Raw genomic sequence first — 17,198 nt, 5'->3', positions numbered from 1 at the left:
GACGCACTCACCCGACTGGCTTCGCCATGCTGCTGCACGTCACCCACGAAACACGCTACGAATACTCGCCGCCGGTCGAGACGGCGCAGCATCTCGCGCACCTGAAGCCGCTGGTCACCGGCTCGCAGAAGCTCGTGAGCCACAAGCTCTCCATCGAGCCCGCGCCGGCACAGCGCAGCGAGCAGGCCGACCTGTACGGCAACGCGCGTGCCTTCTTCGCGCTCGAGGCCACGCACGACCGGCTGGTGGTCACGGCCGAGAGCGTGGTCGAGACCTCGCAGCCCGTGCTCTCGCCCGCCGTGGCGCGCGACCTGCCCTGGGAGGCCGTGCGAGAGCGCTTCCGCTTCCGCAAGGACGCCACCTTCGACGCGGCGTCGGAGTTCGTCTTTCCCTCGCCCTACGTGCCGCGCCACGACGACTTCGCCGCCTATGCCCGCGCCAGCTTCGTGCCCGGGCGCGCCGCCTTCGACGTGGCGATGGATCTCACCACGCGCATCTACGAAGACTTCACCTACGACGCCGACAGCACCGAGATCAATACTCCCGCCGTCGAGGCCCTCGCGCAGCGCAAGGGCGTGTGCCAGGACTTCGCCCACATCATGATCGCGTGCTTCCGCACCATGGGCCTGCCCGCGCGCTACGTCAGCGGCTACCTGCTGACGCAGCCGCCGCCCGGCCAGCCCCGACTGGTGGGCGCCGACGCCTCGCATGCCTGGGTGTCGGTGTACCTGCCCGGCGAGGACGACGGCACCGGCGGCAGCCCCGGCGACTGGGTCGACTTCGACCCCACCAACGGCCGACAGCCCGGCGAGGACTACGTCACGCTGGCCATCGGCCGCGACTACTCCGACGTCTCGCCGATGCGCGGCGTACTGCATGGCGGCGCAAGGCACACGCTGAGTGTCGGCGTGACCGTGCAGCCGGTGGGGGAAGTGGTCGAGGGCCTGCCGCAAACACAGACACAATCGCCTTCCCAAGACAAGGAGTCCCAATGAGCGTCTACGACAAACTTTCCAGCCTCGGCATCACCCTTCCGCCCGTCGCCGCACCCGCCGCCGCATACGTGCCCTTCGTGCAGACCGGCAACCTCGTGTTCCTCTCGGGCCACATCGCCAAGAAGGACGGCAAGGTCTGGACCGGCCAGCTCGGCGCCAACATCAGCACCGAGGAAGGCAAGCAGGCCGCTCGCGCCATCGCCATCGACCTGCTGGGCACGCTGCACGCGGCCGTGGGTGACCTGAACAAGGTCAAGCGCATCGTCAAGGTGATGAGCCTGGTCAACTCGGTCGGCACCTTCACCGAGCAGCACCTCGTGACCAACGGCGCGAGCGAGTTCTTCGCCGAAGTCTTCGGCCCCGAGAAGGGCGCGCATGCGCGCAGCGCCTTCGGCGTGGCACAGATTCCGCTGGGCGCCTGCGTGGAGATCGAGCTGATCGCCGAGATCGGCTGAAGCTCGCACATCCGCGCACGTCCGCGCACGTCCGCGCGCACACCCGCATCCGCGGCACCCCATGCAAGAGGCCTGACGGCGATGGCCGTCGGGCCTTTTCTCTTCCGGGCCCACACGCATGTCCAGACACGTTCCGCCACCGCCCGCCCCAGAGAGCGCCCTGCGCGCGCTCGAAGCCAAGCTCGGCGCTGCCTTGCCGCCGGTTCTCAGGGCCTGCTTTGCGACGAGCAACGGCGGCAGGTTCGGCGATCCGCGCAATCGCGACTGCGAATGGCAGCTCCACCCCGTGTTCGACGCCACCGACCGCAAGCAGATGAAGCGCACCGGCGAGGACGTCGTCCACTACACGAAGCTGGCGCTGAAGGACGAGCGCTTTCCGCGCCACGGCATCAGCATCGCGCACGACTACACGCTGGCGCGCCAGCTGCTGGTGCTGCGCGACGAGGCAAGCGGTGCCATCTCCGACCAGGTCTTCCTGTTCGACGCCTTCACCGGCCAGTGGTGTGCGCCCTACGCCGCCGACCTGCAGGCGGCCATCGACCAGGACCGCATTCCCGAAGCCGTGCAGCCCGACCCCGCACGAGCGCTGCCCGTGTTCCGCTACTACGCCGACCCGTTCGAATCGGGCGTGATGCGCGTTTCGAGCGAAACCTGCGAGTGCTGCGGCAAGGCCACCGGCTACATCTACGGCGGCAGCTTCTACGCCGTCGGCAGCGAATCGCACTTCTGCCCATGGTGCATCGCCGACGGCTCGGCGGCGGCGAAGTTCGACGGCGAATTCAACGACGCAGCCGGCGTGGGCATGGGCGAGGTCGAGCTGCCCTCGCCCATCATCGAGGAGGTGTCGCAGCGCACGCCCAGCTTCTTCAGCTGGCAGCAGGAGCAATGGTGGGCGCACTGCAACGACGCGGCCCGCTTCCTCGGCGAGATCGAGCATGTCGACCGGACGCTGCTCGCATCGGAAAGCGCCGCCGACTTCGTGCGCGAGACCTGCGAGGCGGTTCGCCTGGAACCCGGCGAAGACTGGCAGTCGCTGCTGGACACGCCCTCGGGCGAGCGCAGCTTCGCGGTGTTCGTCTTCGGCTGCCTGCACTGCGGCAAGCTCGGCGGCTACGTCGACCACAGCTGACGCAGCCAGCGCTGCCAGCTCTGTCAGCGCAAGAACGCAGCGCCTGTCTCGCCACGGCGATGCGTCTCGACGGCGGGACGCAGGCCGCCGGCATGCGCGTCGCCCACCACCGCGCCGATGCCCGCGCCCGGCACCGCCTCGTCCTTCAGGTCGTTCCAGCCGCGCTCACACGGCGGCGGCTGCGACCTCGAGCTGGGCGAGCCGCCGCGCCATGCGGCCGACGAAGTTCTGCGTCACATGCGGCAGCACGCGCTGCGACGGCACCACGATGCCGACCTGCAGCTGGTCGAGCGCCGGCAGCTCGAAGGGCCGCCAGATCAGGTCGCCGCGCTTCAGGTCCTCGATGAAGGCGATCTTCGAGAAGCACGAGATGCCCTTGCCGGCCATGATGAGCCGCTTGAGCATCGGCGTCGAGTTGCAGGTGGCGGCCGGCTCCATGTCGTCCCAGAACGATGCGAACTCGGGCGACAGCGCGGCGCTGATCACCGGGTGCGAACTGGAGCGCAGGAACGGATAGCGCGCGCATTCCTTGAGCGAAACGCTTGCGTGTTTGGCCAGCGGGTGGCCCGGTGCCATCACCAGCCCGATGGGCAGCTTCGCCAGCGCCACCGCCGCCACGCCGCCCGGCAGCCGGCTCACGAAGGTCATGCCCACGTCCACCTGGCCCGACATCACCATCTGCGGCACGTCCATGGGCTGCACCGCGGTGATGGTGTATGTGACGGCGGGGAACACCTGCAGGAAGTCTTCCACCGCCGAGGGCAGCAGCTCCTCGAAGAACGAATCCATCGCCGCCACCTTCACGTGGCCGGTGCGCTCGCCCTTGAGCGCATCGAGCTCGGTGCGCATCACCTGGTACTGGTGCAGCGTCTCCTGCGCGTGCTTGAGCAGGCGCTCGCCGGCCGCATTCAGCCGCAGGCCGTTGGGCATGCGGTCGAACAGCTCGACGCCGAGCTCGTCCTCCAGCTTGTGGATCTGCCGGTTGACCGCGCTGGCGGCCACGTAGAGCCGTTCCGAAGCCTTGCGCACCGAACCGCAGCTCGCCACCTCGATGAAGTACTTGAGGATGCTGGCGTGCATCAGCCGGTCCTCCCGCGCATGCACATACGCATGCACATGCGCGTGGCCCGGGGCTCATCCGGCCAGCCGCGCGCCCTCCTTTGCGATGGCGGGGTGGTCGCAGGCCACGGGGCCGGCGTCCGCCGCGCCGCCGGGCGAGCCCAGCCCGCTGACCTCGGCGGCGAAGAAGTCGCGGTTGATGACCGCGAAATGTGCCATTTCGGGCGGCAGCCGAAGGTCTTCGTAGATCGCCTGCGTGGGGCAGGCCGACACGCAAATGCCGCAGTCGATGCATTCATCCGGGTGAATGTACAGAGTGCGCGCGCCTTCGTAGATGCAATCGACAGGACAGCACTTGACGCAGGCGCCGTCCTTGACGTCGATGCAGGCACCGGTGATGACGTGGGGCATGGCATGCACCTTCGCTGGCGGGCCGGTCTAGCGGCCCAGCCACTGCGGCTTGCGCTTCTGCTGGAAGGCCAGCACACCCTCGTCGGCGTCCTGCGACTGCAGCGCCGCCACCAGCGCCGGCAGCCGCATGCGATGCGCCTCGGCCGGCGCCAGGGTGCCGGTGCGCCGCACCACCTGCTTGATGGCCTTGAGCGACAGCGGCGCGCATGCCAGCATCTGCTGCACCCAGCGGTCGACGGCCGCATCGAGCTCCGCACGGGGCACCACCTCGTTGACCAGGCCCATCTCCAGCGCGCGCTGCGCCTTCACGCGCTGGCCGGTGAGCATCATGCCCATGGCCTGGCGGTAGGGAATCTGCCGCTGCAGCAGCAGCATGCCGCCGTCTAGCGGCAGCCGCCCCACCAGCGGTTCGGGCAGGCCGAAGCTGGCCTCCTCGCAGGCCACCACGATGTCGCAGCCCAGCACCATCTCGAAGCCGCCACCCAGGGCAAGGCCGTTGACGCGCGCGATCACCGGCACGTCCAGCGTCTCGCGCAGCGCGATGCCGCCGAAACCGCCGGGACGCGCCGCCGCCCAGTACTCCACGCCCTTGAGGCTGGAGGTGTTCTTCAGGTCGGCGCCGGCGCAGAAGGCGCGCTCGCCGGCGCCGGTGAGCACCACGGCGCGGATGTCGTCGCGCGACTCGATCTCGCTCCAGATGCGCTGCAGCCCGGCCTCGGTGGGCAGGTCGACGGCATTGAGCACCTCGGGCCGGTCGATGGTGACCGTCGCGACATGGCCCGTGACTTCGAGGAAAACGCTCATGCGCCGGCCTCCTCGATCAGCGCGCGCGCCTCGGCGAGAACCTCGGCCGTGTGCTGCCCGAGCCGGGGCGGTGCCCGGCGCAGGCCGGCCCTGGCGCCCGACATGTGGATGGGGCTGCCAATGAACTTCAGCGCACGGCCCGAGGGCGTGCCGCCTTCCAGGATCATTGCGTTGTGCAGCGTCTGCGGATCGACCAGCGCCTCGCGCATGTCGCGCACCGGGGCCGACAGCAGGTCCTGCTCTTCCAGCTTCGCAAGCCAGTGCTCGCGGGTATCGCTTGCGAAGCGCTCGCGGAAGATGGCGTGCAGCGCGGCCTTGTTCTCGAACTGCGCCGAGAGCGTGGCGTAGCGCGCGTCGAGCGAGAGGTCGTCGATGCCCAGCGCGGTGCAGATGTCGCGCAGCGGGTTCGCCTTGAAGGCGCCCACCAGCACCAGCGGCCCGGTCCGCGTGTCGAACACGCCAGACAGCGGCATGGCGGCCCAGTTCACCTCGGAGTCCTCCATCATCACCATGGCCGCCTCCTGCATCTGCATGGCCAGCATGGAGTTGTAGAGCGACACCGAGATCTTCTGCCCCTCGCCCGTGCGCTCGCGCTGCAGCAGCGCCAGCAGGATGCCCTGCACCATGTGCATGCCGGCGGTGTAGTCGGCCAGCGCAGTCGGGTAGATCGACACCGGAACAGATGCATCGGCGCGCCGCGCCATCACGCCGGTGAGCGCCTGCGCCAGCACGTCCTGCCCGCCCTTGTGGGCGTAGGGGCCGGTCTCGCCGTAGCCGGTGCCCACGGCGTAGATGATGCGCGGGTTCAGCCGCCTGCAGTCTTCGTAGCCCAGGCCCAGCCGCTCCATCACGCCGGCGCGGAAGTTGTTGGTGACCACGTCGGCACCGGCGATGAGCGCCTTCACCAAGTCCATCTGCGCGGCGTCGCGCAGGTCGATCTCCACGCTGCGCTTGTTGCGGTTGAGGCTGCAGAAGATCGGGTTGTCCTCGCCGGCCACCGGCGCGAAGGTCGATCGGCTGAGGTCGCCCGCGCCCTTGCGCTCGATCTTGACGACGTCGGCGCCATGGTCGGCCAGCATCTGCGTGCAGACCGGACCCATCATCACCTGCGTGAAGTCGATGATGCGGATGCCGTCCAGCGGCAGTGCGTCGGTGCCGGTGCTCATGCGGCCTCCTTCGTGAAAGAACGGGCGATGGTCGGCACGTCGGCGTTCGGCCCCTTCTGGTCGCCGGGGTCGGCGCCCTGCGCACGCAGTGTCTTCTGCAGCTTCGCGATGTCGACCTCGCGCACCGTCACGCCGGCATCCAGCGCCAGCGCGGCGGCGGTGCCCGTGGCCTCGCCCATCGCCATGCACGGCGGGATCTCGCGCGAGATCTTCTGTGCCGCGGAGGTGGCCGAGTAGTGGCGGCCGGCCACCAGCAGGTTCTCGACGCTGCGCGGCAGCAGCGTGCGGTAGGGGTAGTAGTAGTCGCGCCCTCGCGCCACGCTGTCTTCGAAGCGGGTGCGCTGGGCCACGTCCTCCTTGGTCATCACGTAGGCGCCTTCGAGCAGGCGGGTCTGGCGGATGCCGGTCTGCGGCGCCATGTCGATCAGCGTGCACTTCGAGAAGCCCGGCAGCTTCGCGCGCACGAAGTCGATCACCTTCTGGATGGTGGCGCGGCCCTGCACCTCGGCGCGCGTGAGGTCGCTCACCTTCAGGCCGTCGAGGCCCGGCATGTGCGGGCAGTTGCACCACACCACGCCCGGCAGCGGCGTCTTGAGCCACCAGGCTTCCCAGGCACCGCCGAGCATGTGCTTGATCTCGCGGTCGAGTGCCTGCCAGGCCTCGGGCTCCTCGCGCTCGAAGCGCTCGGCCTCCTCGGTGTCGACGCCGCCGAGGCGGAACACGGTGGTCACGATGTAGCTGCCGCTGATGTGCGGCGCTCCGGCCGAGGCGGCCACGTCGAGGTCGCCGGTCGTGTCGATCACCACCTTGCCCAGGATGGCCTCGCGCCCGCCCTTGGTCTCGCAGACCACGCCCTTGACCTTGCCGTCCTCCACCAGCGTGCGCGAGAACCAGGAGTGCAGCCGCAGCTCGATGTCGGCCTGCAGCACCATCTCGAGCGAGGTGCGCTTCCATGCGTCGGGGTCGAAGGCGGCGGCGAAGCAGATGGGGTGCGGCTTCGTCTTGCTGTGGAAGTCGTAGGTGCCCCAGCGCTTCCAGCGCCGCACCGACTCGGGCAGCGTGCCCCATTCGTGCTGTCGCGGGTACTCGGCCAGGCCCAGCGCCGACATGCGCTCGATCATCTCCAGGCAGATGCCGCGCACCGAGATTTCCTGCTGGTGGCTGTCCCACATGTCGTCCAGCACCAGCACCATGCCGCCGGAGGCCAGGCCGCCCAGGTGGTTGTAGCGCTCCAGCAGCGTCACGCTCGCGCCGTTGCGCGCCGCGGCCAGCGCCGCCGCCTGCCCGGCGGGGCCGCCGCCGACCACCACCACGTCCGATTCGGCTGCCACGCGCACGTCGTGCGCGGGCTCCTGCATCCAGTCGCCAATACGGCTCATAGAAATCTCCTGTTTGAAATGTTTGGATGTGTCTGGAATGCGCCGGCCGGGTCCGTCGCCCGCCGGTCGCCTGTCGTGTTCACTGCGAACTCAGTGCGCGCCCTCTTCCGGCTGCCAGCGGATGACCCAGCGCTCCGCCAGCGTCACCAGCAGGAAGAACAGGCCGGAGAGCGTCGCGCTCATCACGATCGCGGCGTAGAGCAGCGGCGAGTCGAAGTTGAAGGTGGCCTGCAGGATCATTGCGCCGATGCCGACCGTGGCGCCCACCCACTCGCCCACCACCGCGCCGATCACGCACATCGACGCCGCGATGCGCAGTGCCGAGAACAGGTAGGGCAGCGCGTTGAGCAGCCGCAGGCGGAAGAAGATCTCCGTCCTGCTGGCCGAGAGCACCCGCATCAGCTCCATCGCCTGCGGGTTCACCGACTCCAGCCCGCGCACCATGTTCACCAGCGTGGGGAAGAAGCACACCAGGGCGGCGATGGTGATCTTGGGCTCCACGCCGTTGCCCATGATGAGCACCAGCACGGGCGCCTTCGCCACCAGCGGCACGGCATTGAACATCAGCACCACGGGGAAGAAGATGTCCTGCAGCGTCTTGTTGTGCACGAAGATGGTCGCGACGACGATGGCCGCGAGGTTGCCCAGCACGAAGCCGCCGGCCGCCTCGAAGGCCGTGGGCAGCAGGTTGTCGAGCAGCACGTCGCGCTTGGCGTAGAGCGTCTCCAGCACCGCCCATGGCGTGGGCGCGATGAAGGGCTTGACCCCGAAGGCGACGATCACCAGCCACCAGAGCGCGATGAGGCCGACGATGCCCAGCGCCGGAAGGACGCGCCTGCGCCAGATGCGCTTCTGCCGCGCGGCGGCCCAGGCGACGTACTCGGGATCGGCCGATGCGGCCAGCGCACCGAGCGCGCCCGTTGTGCCGGGCACTGCCGTATCGATGGAACGTGTATTCATGACCTCGGCCTCAGCAGGTTTCCAGCACGCGCCGCAGATGGCTCGTGAGCCGGACGAACTCGGGTGTCTCGCGCACGTCGAGCGTGCGCTGCGCGGGCAGATCCACCGGCACGATCTCGCGAACGCGCCCCGGGTTGGCCGCGAGCATCAGCACGCGCTGGCCGAGGAAGGCCGCCTCGTGGATGCTGTGGGTGACGAAGAGGATGGTCACGCCCGTCTCGCGCCACACGCGCAGGATCTCCTCGTTGAGCCGGTCGCGCGTGATCTCGTCGAGCGCGCCGAAGGGCTCGTCCATCAGCAGGATCTTCGGGTCGCTCGCCAGTGCGCGTGCGATCGACACGCGCTGGCGCTGCCCGCCCGACATCTCGTGCGGAAAGGCGTTGATGCGGTCCTTCAGCCCCACGAGCTCCAGCAGCTCCTGCGGCGAGCGGCGGCCCTTGCGCCCCGCTCCGCCGCCCACCTGCAGCGGCAGTTCGACGTTCTGCAGCGCGGTGCGCCAGGGCAGGAGCGCCGCGTCCTGGAACACGAAGCCGATGTCGCGGTTCTTGCGCGCGGCCTGCGGCGTCGAGGAAAGCACCTCGATGCTGCCGCGGCTGGGCGGCAGCAGGTCGGCCACCACGCGCAGGAAGGTCGACTTGCCGCAGCCCGAGGGCCCGAGCAAGGTGAGGAACTCGCCCTGCGCCACTTCGAGGTCGAGGCTCTTGATGGCGGTGACGTCGCGGCGCTCGGTGAAGAAGCGCACGCCGATGTCGCGGCAGGCGATGGCCGGCGCAGCGGAGAGAACGGCGGACATCGCGCGTCAGCCCTTCATGGCCCGCACTGCGGCGGTGGCCTTCAGCGCGTCGAGCGAGATCAAGTCCTCCACCTTCGGCGTGCGCGCGGTGAACTGGCCCAGCTCCGCATAGGTGTTGATCTGCTCCTGCCACACGGCCGTGTCCATCGCGCCCCATCCCTGGGTCTGCGCCGCGCCGCCGAAGGCGTATTCGAGCATCGCATCGAGCGCCACGCGCTCGTCGTCGCGCTTGAGGTTCGGGTACTCCTTGACCAGCATGTCCACCGCCTGGTCGCGGTTGGCGCGCACGTGGTGCCAGCCCTTGGCGGTGGCGCGCAGGAAGGCCTCGATCACCTTGGGCTGCGTCTCCAGCGTCTTCGTCGATGCGTAGTAAGGCAGCGCATAGAGGCGTACGCCCGCGTCCCACTGCGTGAGCGTGGCGATGTCGGGGCCCAGCACCTTGATGGCGGTGGTGTTGGTGAGCCAGCCCGTCACCACGTCAACCTGCCCCGTGAGCAGCGGCGACATGTCGGCGCCGATGGTGACCACCTTCACGTCCTTCTCGGCGATCTTGTTCTTCGCGAGCAGCGCGCGCAGCAGGATGGCCGCCGTCGACGGAATGCCCACGCGCTTGCCCACCAGGTCGGCCGGCTTGCGCACCGGGTTCTTCGCGAGCGAGAAGTAGGTGTACGGATGCTTCTGAGCGCCGACCGCGAAGCACTTGATCGGCAGGCCCTGCGACACGGCCAGCATGATCGAAGGGCTCGACGACACCTGCCCGATCTCGTAGCGGCCCGAGGCGATGATGGCCACGCCGTCGATGTTCGGCCCGCCCGGCTGGATCGCGAAGTCGATGCCTTCCTGCTCGTAGAAGCCCATGCGCTTGGCGACCACCTCCCCGATCTGGTTGCCGCCGACGATCCATCCCAGCTGCATGTTGATGCGCGCCTTGCCCTGCGCGAAGGCCTCGACCGAGAGCAGGCCACCGGCGGAGAGCCCGCCGGCGATGAGAGATGTCTTGAGCAGGCTTCGGCGACCGGGATCGCGGAGATGGGCCATGGCGGATTCCTTTTCTTCGATGCGATGAGGTGAAGGCATTCGGCTGTGCTTGTGTGCCGGCCTGCGATGCAGCGGGCATCGATGAGGCTGGCGAGCGAATGCTAGAAGCGGGGTGCGAGCGCACCAAGCACCGTTTTTCGCAACGGGCGAACTAAAAAATAGTCCTCCACGCGCGTTCCCGTGACATCGCGGTGCATGCGCCATTGCGGCGCGCACCATCTTCGGGAAAACGATAAGAAGGAACAGGAACGCAAAGTGACGCTCAGGCGTCCTGCAGCGAGCGATGCGGCCTCATGCAGCTGGAGCAGCAGCGGCGCGGCCATCGTCATGCGCCGCGCACCCGACGGCCTCGAAGAACGATGCACCAGCAAGGGGGCCGATGCCGCGCGGAAGCGGCCTCATGCGTCTCGCGTTGGTGAACGAACGCCGAGTGCGCGGTGCTAAAACACCCCGAAGCTCGACGGCGCAGCCGTTCTCATCGCACTCGCGGCAATGCGCTGGAGCAGGTCGAGTGGGGCGACGGGCTTGTAGCAGATCGCAGCGCCTCGCAATGACGCGACGGCATACGAATTCAGCGACTCCCCGGTCAGGATGAGCGTGGGCACGTCGCTCCAGTGCGCACGCATCAGCTCGATCGCATCCAGCGCGGTCTTTCCATCCGGCAAGCGATAGTCGCTCAGCAGGACGTCGGGCGCCCTCTCGGTGAAAGGCAACTGTTGCCGCATCTCCTCGATCGATCCCCACGCTTCGTACAGGACGCCGTGCACGTCGAAGACCGCGGCGAGCGTCGCCCTCACCAGCTCGTCGTCCTCGAGCAACACGACGTACTTTCCGCGTACCGCCTCGATGCCGGCTGCCTTGAAGTCAACGGCCGGAATGGCTTCGAAGACCGGCGCGACGACGGATGCCGGGATCTCCAGCGTGAAGGTGCTTCCCACGCCCACCTTGGACTGGATGGAAAGCTTGTGGCCGTCGAGCAGGCCGAGCATCGCCGAGACGATGGACAGCCCCAGACCCACGCCCTTCTCCGTCTCCATTCCCGCGTCCGCCTCCGCATGCCGACTGTTCAACTGGAAGAAGGGCTTGAAGATGGTGGCGCTGCGCAGAGCTTCCTCGGAGATTCCAAGGCCGTTGTCCTCGACGGCCAGGCGCGTGAGACTGCCATGCCCCGTCAGCAGAAGCCGCACGTGGCTGCGGCGCCCTCCTTGCGCAGACCGATACTTCACGCCGTTGCTGATCAGATTCAGAAGAATGCGCTGAAGGAAGTGACGGTCGCTTCTCACGAAGACCGGCTTGTCGAGGAGCGGTTCGAATTCGACGGAGGTGCCGCTTGCGTGGGCGATGCCTCTGGTCTGCTCGACCGCATCCCTGATCAGCGGTATCAGGTCGAAGTCGGTCAGTTGCGCCCGCACGAAGCCCGACTCCAGCCTCGATAGATCCAGGATGGCAGTCAGCTGGGACCGCATGTTGCCGATTGCACGGGTCGCCATCCGCACCAGGCCCAGGGCGTTGTCGGTGCGACCTGCCTGAATCGCTTCGCCGGTGAGATCGAGTGCATTCCCGATCACTTGCACCGGCTGGCGCAAGTCGTGGACGGCATTGGCCAGGAATCGGGACTTGTCCCGGTCCCGGCGCTCGGCATCCGTGCGCAAACGTTCGTTGATCTTCAGCTGGAACTCGGCTCGCTCCTGCGCCAGGCGCGTGGAGGCCGCCAGTTCGACGTTGGCCTGCGCGAGTTCCGTCGCAATGGCGCGTTGGCGGCGCGCATCGAGGACGCCGCGAGCGAGCGCCGGCGAGAGCAGCAGGACCGAGACGGCCAAGCCCGCCTGGGCTGCCGCCCCGAAATCGATCGAAGCCCCGAAGTACGCCGTGACTCCCAGCATGTCCAGCGCCTGCAGGGCAACGCCGACCAGGACGCCGGAGAACGCCAGGAGAAGAATGCGGGCAAAGGGATGGCCGACCCGGACGGAACCGATGGCGAGACCGAAACCGACCAGGGCGCCCGCGAACTGGAACAGAAGCGCCAAGCACAAGGCTTGCGGAAAGGTCAGCCAGCTCGATCCCACGGCCAAGGCGACCGCCAGCAGCACGGGCGCTGCGTGCCATCGCCTCGGGGCGGGCGCGGGATTGAACTGGATGGCGAAGGACGTGAACAGCCCGGCCGCGAGAAAGAGAAAAGCGATCTGGGACCAGTCGTTCCATGCCGTCGCCCGAGGCCAGACGTATTGGAATGCGATGCCGCTGTAGCTCAGGAAGAATCCCAAAGTCGCCAGGACCCAGCCGATGTAGTACAGATAGATGCGCTCGCGAACGAGCAGCAAGACGATGAGGTGATAGAGGAAGATGCCACCCATCAGCCCGATGCAGATACCGTCGGCCAGCAGCGACTGGCGTTCGGCCTTCTCGAATTGCTGCGGCTCCCACATACTCAAGGGAAAGCGCATCGCGCCTCCGGTCCGAACCCTCGCGAGAATCTCGACCTTGTCGCCGGGCTGCACGGCAACGGGGACCACGAAGCTACGTGCGGCGTAGGGGCGTCGCTCGAAGACCTGCTTGTCTCCGAGCTTCCACCGGGTCCAGGAGGCGGCCGCGTTGATCCGGACATACAGATCGAGGTGATCGAGCAAGGGGTCGCCCACCTCGATCAGCAGGGTTCCAGATCCGTCGGGACTCGCGGTGAAGGGATCGCTTCTGAACCAGTGGGGAGCCGTCGCGAAGCCGTAGCTGGCGGAAGACACGGGCCTGCGCTTCCAGGCACTCCCGGGGAGCGCGGTGACGTCGGACAACGACAGCGGAACGCCGTCTTCGACCAGGTAGTCCCCCTGCAGCAATCTGTGCCCCTCGATGCCCACTCCCGGCGCCAGCGGCAGGGTGCCCCGATCGCCCTGCGCCGATGCGGCGCCGCAGAAAAGCGCCAGCACGGCGCAGCACAGAGCCCGAAGAAGACCCGCACCGAAACAATGCAGAAGCAGGAGTCTCGCGATCGCTGCGGTCACGGCCCCTCCGAGCCCGCTGCGGCAATCCGTATCCCTCGGCGAGACACCTCGATCAGCAGTTCCGTGCGCCGGGCCACGCCGAAGAATCGCAGCAGTTCGGACACATAGCCTTTTCTGACGGTGCCCTCGCTGATGCCCATGCGGTTGGCGATGGCCTTGTTGGGCAGGCCCTGGCACAGGTAGTAGAGAACCTCGCACTGCCTTGGCGTCAGCCCCAGGGAGGCGGCGCTACGGCCGTAGGCGCCTGCGGCGGCGTCGTTGCGGGGAGCGCGTTCGAGGATCGACGCTGGAAGATAGACCCGGTTGTCGAGAACGGTCTCGATGGCGGCAGAGAAGACGCTCCCATCCCCCGCCGCCTTCGTGATGTAGCCCGACGCGCCCTGAGAGATGCAGGCACGCACCGTCGCAAGGTCATCGTCACCCGACAGCATGATGACGTGGCAAGGCATTTCGCGTTCCCGCACGAAGCGCAAGACGTCCAGACCGGAAGCGCCCGATCCAAGGTGGATGTCGATGAAGACGAACTGGAACGAACCTGCCGCCAGCCGTGCAATCGCCCCTTGGCTGGAGGATTCCTCATGGACCCGGTAATGCGGTGCCGCCTTCTGCAGAAGGGCCCGCATACCGGCACTCACGAGCGCCTGGTCCTCGACGATCAGCACGTCGGCCATCGTCTGCCGGTCGAAGTTTCCGTTTTCCATCTTCCTCGGCGCCATCGCCGTCGCCACCTGAGCCACCGATTACCCCCGCCTGGCCACGCGGGGCACCTCTGTCGCGGCGAACGCGCGAACCGCGAAGACTCTAGCAGGGCACCGGGGGTCGGATGACAGTTATCAGGGCATTCCACTCGAATCCCTCACCGGCCATGACATATGTCAGGTGCGCTGCGGAGTTCCGCCGCCGATAGATGAGAAGCAATGGACACGGGCGCGTCGCCAGATGCCGTGCCGACCTCCCTTCGAAACCTGGACTCAATCGTCATGCCATCTTTCAGAAATCTCAGAATCTCCACCAAGCTGGCGATCGCCTTTCTCAGCATCGTGCTGCTGATGATCGCGATGGCCGTCTTCTCGGTCCATCGCTTGAATCGCCTGAATGACCAGACCAATTTCATGGTGACCGCGCGCATGGCGAGCGTTCGCGATGCGGGCCAGATGAGCGAGTCCGTCAACCGGGTGCGCATGCTCGAGTTCCGCATGGCCACCAGTCCGGCAAGCGAAGCCGCAGAAACCCAGCGTGCCATTGCAGACACCCTGAAGGCATACGACGCCGTCGACAAGGCTTATCCCGCTTCGATCGGCGATCCGACCGAGCAATCCATCTACGACCGGGTGAAGGCGCGGCATCCGGCATGGACTGCGGCGCATGCCAAGATCCTGAAGCTGGTCGAGGAAGACCGCCGTACCGACGCCGTGAACCTGTTGAACGGCGAAGCCCGCGAGACCTTCCTGGCACTGAAGGAGCCGCTGGCCCAGCTGGTCAAACACAATGAGGACCGCGCCCAGATCGAGGCAGAAGAGAGCAACGCGACGTTCACCACCGGGTCCATGCTGATCGCCTCGGGCACCGGCCTTGCCTTCCTGCTGGCCGTGCTGCTCTCGTGGGGCGTCGCCCGGGGAATCGTGGTGCCGCTGAAAGACGCGGTTCGCCTGGCGGAGGCCGTGGCGGCCGGAGACCTCACCCAGCGCCTGAATTCCGACAGCAAGGACGAGGTTGGCGACTTGCTCAGGGCACTCGCAGCGATGCGCGGCAACCTCGTCAAGACGCTGACCGGCATGCGGGAGAGCAGTGACTCCGTTGCGTCGGCGAGCGCCCAGATCGCCTCGGGCAACTCCGACCTTTCCAGCCGCACGGAACAGACGGCAGGCAGCCTGCAGCAGACCGCCGCCTCGATGGAGGAACTCACTTCCACCGTCAAGACGGCATCCGAGGCCGCCTCGCACGCGAACCAGCTGGCGTTGTCCGCATCGAAGATCGCTGTACGCGGCGGCGAGGTCATCTCCGAAGTGGTCGAGACCATGCGCGACATCCACGGCAGCTCGCAGAAGATTGCAGCCATCATCGGCACGATCGACGGCATCGCATTCCAGACCAACATTTTGGCGCTGAACGCCGCCGTGGAGGCGGCCAGGGCGGGTGAACAGGGCCGCGGGTTCGCGGTGGTGGCAAGCGAGGTTCGCAATCTCGCGCAACGCAGCGCGGTCGCGGCCAAGGAGATCAAGATCCTCATCGAAGCATCGGTCGACAAGGTGGGATCGGGCTCCCAGCTGGTCAACGACGCAGGCGCCACGATGAGCAAGATCGTCGAGAGCGTTCAACGCGTCTCCAGCACGGTCGGAGAGATCAGCGCAGGCGCGATCGAACAGGCGGCCGGAATCGACCAGATCAATTCGGTGGTGGCACAGCTGGAGCGGATGACCCAGGAAAACTCAGCGCTCGTCGAGGAATCGGCGGCCGCTGCAGCAAGCCTCAAGGGCCAGGCGGACCGGCTCTTTTCGCTTGTCGAGTTCTTTCAACTGGGGAATGCGTCCTCGCGAGCACATCACGCCGACAACCAGATATCCCTCATCGGCGAACTGAGAACGCCAGCGCCCGCCCGGGCGTCGCGTATCGACGGCGTATCGGCCATGCATGCGATGCCCGAGCTCAACACCTAGTAGAGGAGCCGATGCGAACTCGACTAAGACTGCCCCCCCTTCCCACAGGCCGACGTCCTTGTCAGGTACGCCTGCGCGGCGTGACACCGCGCGTGTCGAGCGGTGGCTCTTGCCCGCTCGGTAGCGTCATCGGTGCATGCACGACGCGCAATCGTGGGCTGTCGATCCACTGGCTGCTTCAGAAGACTCTTGAATCGAGCGCTTCTGTCGTCATTCGACCAACACAGACACAGGCTGCGCAACTGCAGCCAATGGGCGGATGCCAGGAGAGCGCCCCGCTCACCTTCCTTCGTGCGGAGCTCGACGCGAGACGACCCGCGAAGATCCTCGCACCACCAGTTCTCCAGGCAGCAGCAGCTGGCGCGCAGGCGCATCCAGCCCCCGCAGCCGTTCGATCAGGCATGTGGCGGCCGCACGGCCGATGGCATCGGTGGGCTGCGCCACGGTGCTCAGGCCGGGGCCGATGAGCGAGGCCCATTCGGGATCGTCGAAACCCACGAAGCCGAGGTCGGCACCGAACTGCCAGCCCAGCCGCGCCATCGCCTGCGCAATGCGCAGTGTGACGACCGCGTTGCCCGCGACCACCGCCGCGCGGCGGCCGCGCCTGGCGCGCCGGCGCAACGCTCGCAGGGCCTCGTCGAGCGCGTCGGTCTCGCCTTCCACGCTCTCGAACACCTCGCCCGCCACGCGGGGCTCGTGTGCGGCTACGCAGGTACCGAAGGCAGCCGTGCGTTCGCGCCGCGAGCTCACACCCTTCTGCGGCTCGGTGACGTAGAGCAGCTCGCGATAGCCGCCTTCGACCAGGTGGCCGCAGGTGGCGGCCATCGCGGCATCGTTGTCGAGCGAGACGAAGTCGGTGTGCATGCCCGCATGGCGACGGTCCACCAGCACCGCCGGCTTGCCGTGCAGCGTGACCGCGTCGACCACGTTGCTGCCGCGCCCCAGCGTGTTGAGGATGAAGCCGTCGACCTGGTAGCCCGCCAGCGCGTCGATGGCCTCGCGCTCGCGTTCGCTCTCGTTGCCGAGGTTGAACAGCATCACGAGGTAGCCGGCGTCCTGGCAGGCCTTCTCGGCACCGCGCAGCACCGCGACGGAATAGGGATTGGTGATGTCGGCAACGATCAGGCCGACCAGCCGCGAGCGGCCGTGGCTCAGCGCCTGCGCCATCGGGCTGGGCGAGTACCCCAGCTTGGCGATCGCGACCTCGACGCGCGCGGCGATGTCGGGGCTCAGCAGGCGCTCGCGATGGTTGAAGAAGCGCGAGACGGTGGCCTTGGAGACACCGGCCGCTTCGGCGACGTCGGCGATGGTGGCGCGGCCGGTGGGCTTCATGGTCTTTCTCCTTCCCCCTCTGGG

Annotated in this window: 15 protein-coding genes; 4 read left to right on the top strand and 11 right to left on the bottom strand. The window is 67.6% G+C overall.

The features are described from left to right. Nucleotides 1–26 precede the first annotated feature (26 nt). The 3 genes from G369_RS0121105 (at nucleotide 27) to G369_RS37705 (ending at nucleotide 2,579) form a co-directional block, all read left to right on the top strand. Entirely contained in the window at nucleotides 27–995 is a 969-nt protein-coding gene (locus tag G369_RS0121105) for a transglutaminase family protein (RefSeq protein WP_019656025.1), read from the top strand. Beyond that, nucleotides 992–1,450, top strand: a complete 459-nt coding sequence (locus G369_RS0121100; protein WP_019656024.1) for a RidA family protein — start codon at nucleotides 992–994, stop codon at nucleotides 1,448–1,450. The genes G369_RS0121105 and G369_RS0121100 overlap by 4 nt, the downstream gene beginning before the upstream one ends. 118 nt (nucleotides 1,451–1,568) lie before the next feature. Continuing rightward, nucleotides 1,569–2,579 (top strand): CbrC family protein, encoded by a 1,011-nt coding sequence (locus tag G369_RS37705; RefSeq protein WP_019656023.1) that lies wholly within the window; start codon nucleotides 1,569–1,571, stop codon nucleotides 2,577–2,579. A gap of 165 nt (nucleotides 2,580–2,744) precedes the next feature. Here the strand turns inward: G369_RS37705 and G369_RS0121085 are convergent, their stop codons facing one another. The 10 genes from G369_RS0121085 to G369_RS0121040 form a co-directional block, all read right to left on the bottom strand. Beyond that, nucleotides 2,745–3,659: a LysR family transcriptional regulator gene (locus tag G369_RS0121085; RefSeq protein ID WP_019656021.1), complete on the bottom strand. Its 915-nt coding sequence runs from the start codon at nucleotides 3,657–3,659 to the stop codon at nucleotides 2,745–2,747. Nucleotides 3,660–3,713: 54 nt separating this feature from the next. Beyond that, nucleotides 3,714–4,049: a ferredoxin gene (gene fdxA / locus G369_RS0121080; RefSeq protein WP_019656020.1), complete on the bottom strand. Its 336-nt coding sequence runs from the start codon at nucleotides 4,047–4,049 to the stop codon at nucleotides 3,714–3,716. Between the two features lie 27 nt (nucleotides 4,050–4,076). Then, complete coding sequence (locus G369_RS0121075) at nucleotides 4,077–4,853, bottom strand: enoyl-CoA hydratase-related protein (RefSeq protein ID WP_019656019.1); 777 nt, start codon at nucleotides 4,851–4,853, stop codon at nucleotides 4,077–4,079. Continuing rightward, nucleotides 4,850–6,019 (bottom strand): CaiB/BaiF CoA transferase family protein, encoded by a 1,170-nt coding sequence (locus G369_RS0121070; protein WP_019656018.1) that lies wholly within the window; start codon nucleotides 6,017–6,019, stop codon nucleotides 4,850–4,852. Before G369_RS0121070 ends, G369_RS0121075 begins: the two co-directional genes overlap by 4 nt. Then, on the bottom strand, nucleotides 6,016–7,398 hold the full coding sequence (locus G369_RS0121065) for an FAD-dependent oxidoreductase (protein ID WP_026346529.1): 1,383 nt from the start codon (nucleotides 7,396–7,398) through the stop codon (nucleotides 6,016–6,018). The genes G369_RS0121070 and G369_RS0121065 overlap by 4 nt, the downstream gene beginning before the upstream one ends. 90 nt (nucleotides 7,399–7,488) lie before the next feature. Then, the gene (locus tag G369_RS0121060) at nucleotides 7,489–8,358 is read right to left on the bottom strand and encodes an ABC transporter permease (RefSeq protein WP_051127613.1); all 870 of its coding nucleotides are present in this window, start codon (nucleotides 8,356–8,358) and stop codon (nucleotides 7,489–7,491) included. 10 nt (nucleotides 8,359–8,368) lie between these two features. Beyond that, a complete protein-coding gene (locus G369_RS0121055) occupies nucleotides 8,369–9,151 on the bottom strand; it encodes an ABC transporter ATP-binding protein (protein ID WP_019656015.1) in 783 nt (260 codons plus the stop codon). A 6-nt stretch (nucleotides 9,152–9,157) separates the two neighbouring features. Next, a complete protein-coding gene (locus G369_RS0121050; protein ID WP_019656014.1) occupies nucleotides 9,158–10,189 on the bottom strand; it encodes an ABC transporter substrate-binding protein in 1,032 nt (343 codons plus the stop codon). Nucleotides 10,190–10,629: 440 nt separating this feature from the next. Next, a complete protein-coding gene (locus tag G369_RS0121045; protein ID WP_020723195.1) occupies nucleotides 10,630–13,185 on the bottom strand; it encodes a hybrid sensor histidine kinase/response regulator in 2,556 nt (851 codons plus the stop codon). Further along, entirely contained in the window at nucleotides 13,182–13,886 is a 705-nt protein-coding gene (locus G369_RS0121040; RefSeq protein WP_026346528.1) for a response regulator transcription factor, read from the bottom strand. The genes G369_RS0121045 and G369_RS0121040 overlap by 4 nt, the downstream gene beginning before the upstream one ends. Before the next feature lie 216 nt (nucleotides 13,887–14,102). Here G369_RS0121040 and G369_RS36090 point away from each other — a divergent pair, with 216 nt between their 5' ends. After that, nucleotides 14,103–15,842, top strand: a complete 1,740-nt coding sequence (locus tag G369_RS36090) for a methyl-accepting chemotaxis protein (RefSeq protein ID WP_080647874.1) — start codon at nucleotides 14,103–14,105, stop codon at nucleotides 15,840–15,842. 279 nt (nucleotides 15,843–16,121) lie between these two features. On the opposite strand, the gene G369_RS0121030 is transcribed toward G369_RS36090, so the two are convergent. Then, nucleotides 16,122–17,174 carry a LacI family DNA-binding transcriptional regulator gene (locus G369_RS0121030; protein WP_019656010.1) on the bottom strand — a complete coding sequence of 351 codons (1,053 nt, stop codon included), beginning with the start codon at nucleotides 17,172–17,174 and terminating at the stop codon, nucleotides 16,122–16,124. Nucleotides 17,175–17,198 lie beyond the last annotated feature (24 nt).

The organism is Variovorax atrisoli 110B (assembly GCF_000382045.1).
GTDB lineage: Bacteria > Pseudomonadota > Gammaproteobacteria > Burkholderiales > Burkholderiaceae_C > Variovorax > Variovorax atrisoli.
Note: the sequence above shows the minus strand (reverse complement) of the source record. Positions and strands in the feature narration are given on the sequence as shown.

Coding starts and splice junctions, on each gene's coding strand:
- G369_RS0121060 (WP_051127613.1), bottom strand. CDS start 8,358: ATGAATACACGTTCCATCGATACGGCAGTGCCCGGCACAACGGGCGCG.
- G369_RS0121065 (WP_026346529.1), bottom strand. CDS start 7,398: ATGAGCCGTATTGGCGACTGGATGCAGGAGCCCGCGCACGACGTGCGC.
- G369_RS0121040 (WP_026346528.1), bottom strand. CDS start 13,886: ATGGAAAACGGAAACTTCGACCGGCAGACGATGGCCGACGTGCTGATC.
- G369_RS36090 (WP_080647874.1), top strand. CDS start 14,103: ATGGACACGGGCGCGTCGCCAGATGCCGTGCCGACCTCCCTTCGAAAC.
- G369_RS0121105 (WP_019656025.1), top strand. CDS start 27: ATGCTGCTGCACGTCACCCACGAAACACGCTACGAATACTCGCCGCCG.
- G369_RS0121085 (WP_019656021.1), bottom strand. CDS start 3,659: ATGCACGCCAGCATCCTCAAGTACTTCATCGAGGTGGCGAGCTGCGGT.
- G369_RS37705 (WP_019656023.1), top strand. CDS start 1,569: ATGTCCAGACACGTTCCGCCACCGCCCGCCCCAGAGAGCGCCCTGCGC.
- G369_RS0121100 (WP_019656024.1), top strand. CDS start 992: ATGAGCGTCTACGACAAACTTTCCAGCCTCGGCATCACCCTTCCGCCC.
- G369_RS0121030 (WP_019656010.1), bottom strand. CDS start 17,174: ATGAAGCCCACCGGCCGCGCCACCATCGCCGACGTCGCCGAAGCGGCC.
- G369_RS0121075 (WP_019656019.1), bottom strand. CDS start 4,853: ATGAGCGTTTTCCTCGAAGTCACGGGCCATGTCGCGACGGTCACCATC.
- G369_RS0121055 (WP_019656015.1), bottom strand. CDS start 9,151: ATGTCCGCCGTTCTCTCCGCTGCGCCGGCCATCGCCTGCCGCGACATC.
- G369_RS0121050 (WP_019656014.1), bottom strand. CDS start 10,189: ATGGCCCATCTCCGCGATCCCGGTCGCCGAAGCCTGCTCAAGACATCT.
- fdxA (WP_019656020.1), bottom strand. CDS start 4,049: ATGCCCCACGTCATCACCGGTGCCTGCATCGACGTCAAGGACGGCGCC.
- G369_RS0121070 (WP_019656018.1), bottom strand. CDS start 6,019: ATGAGCACCGGCACCGACGCACTGCCGCTGGACGGCATCCGCATCATC.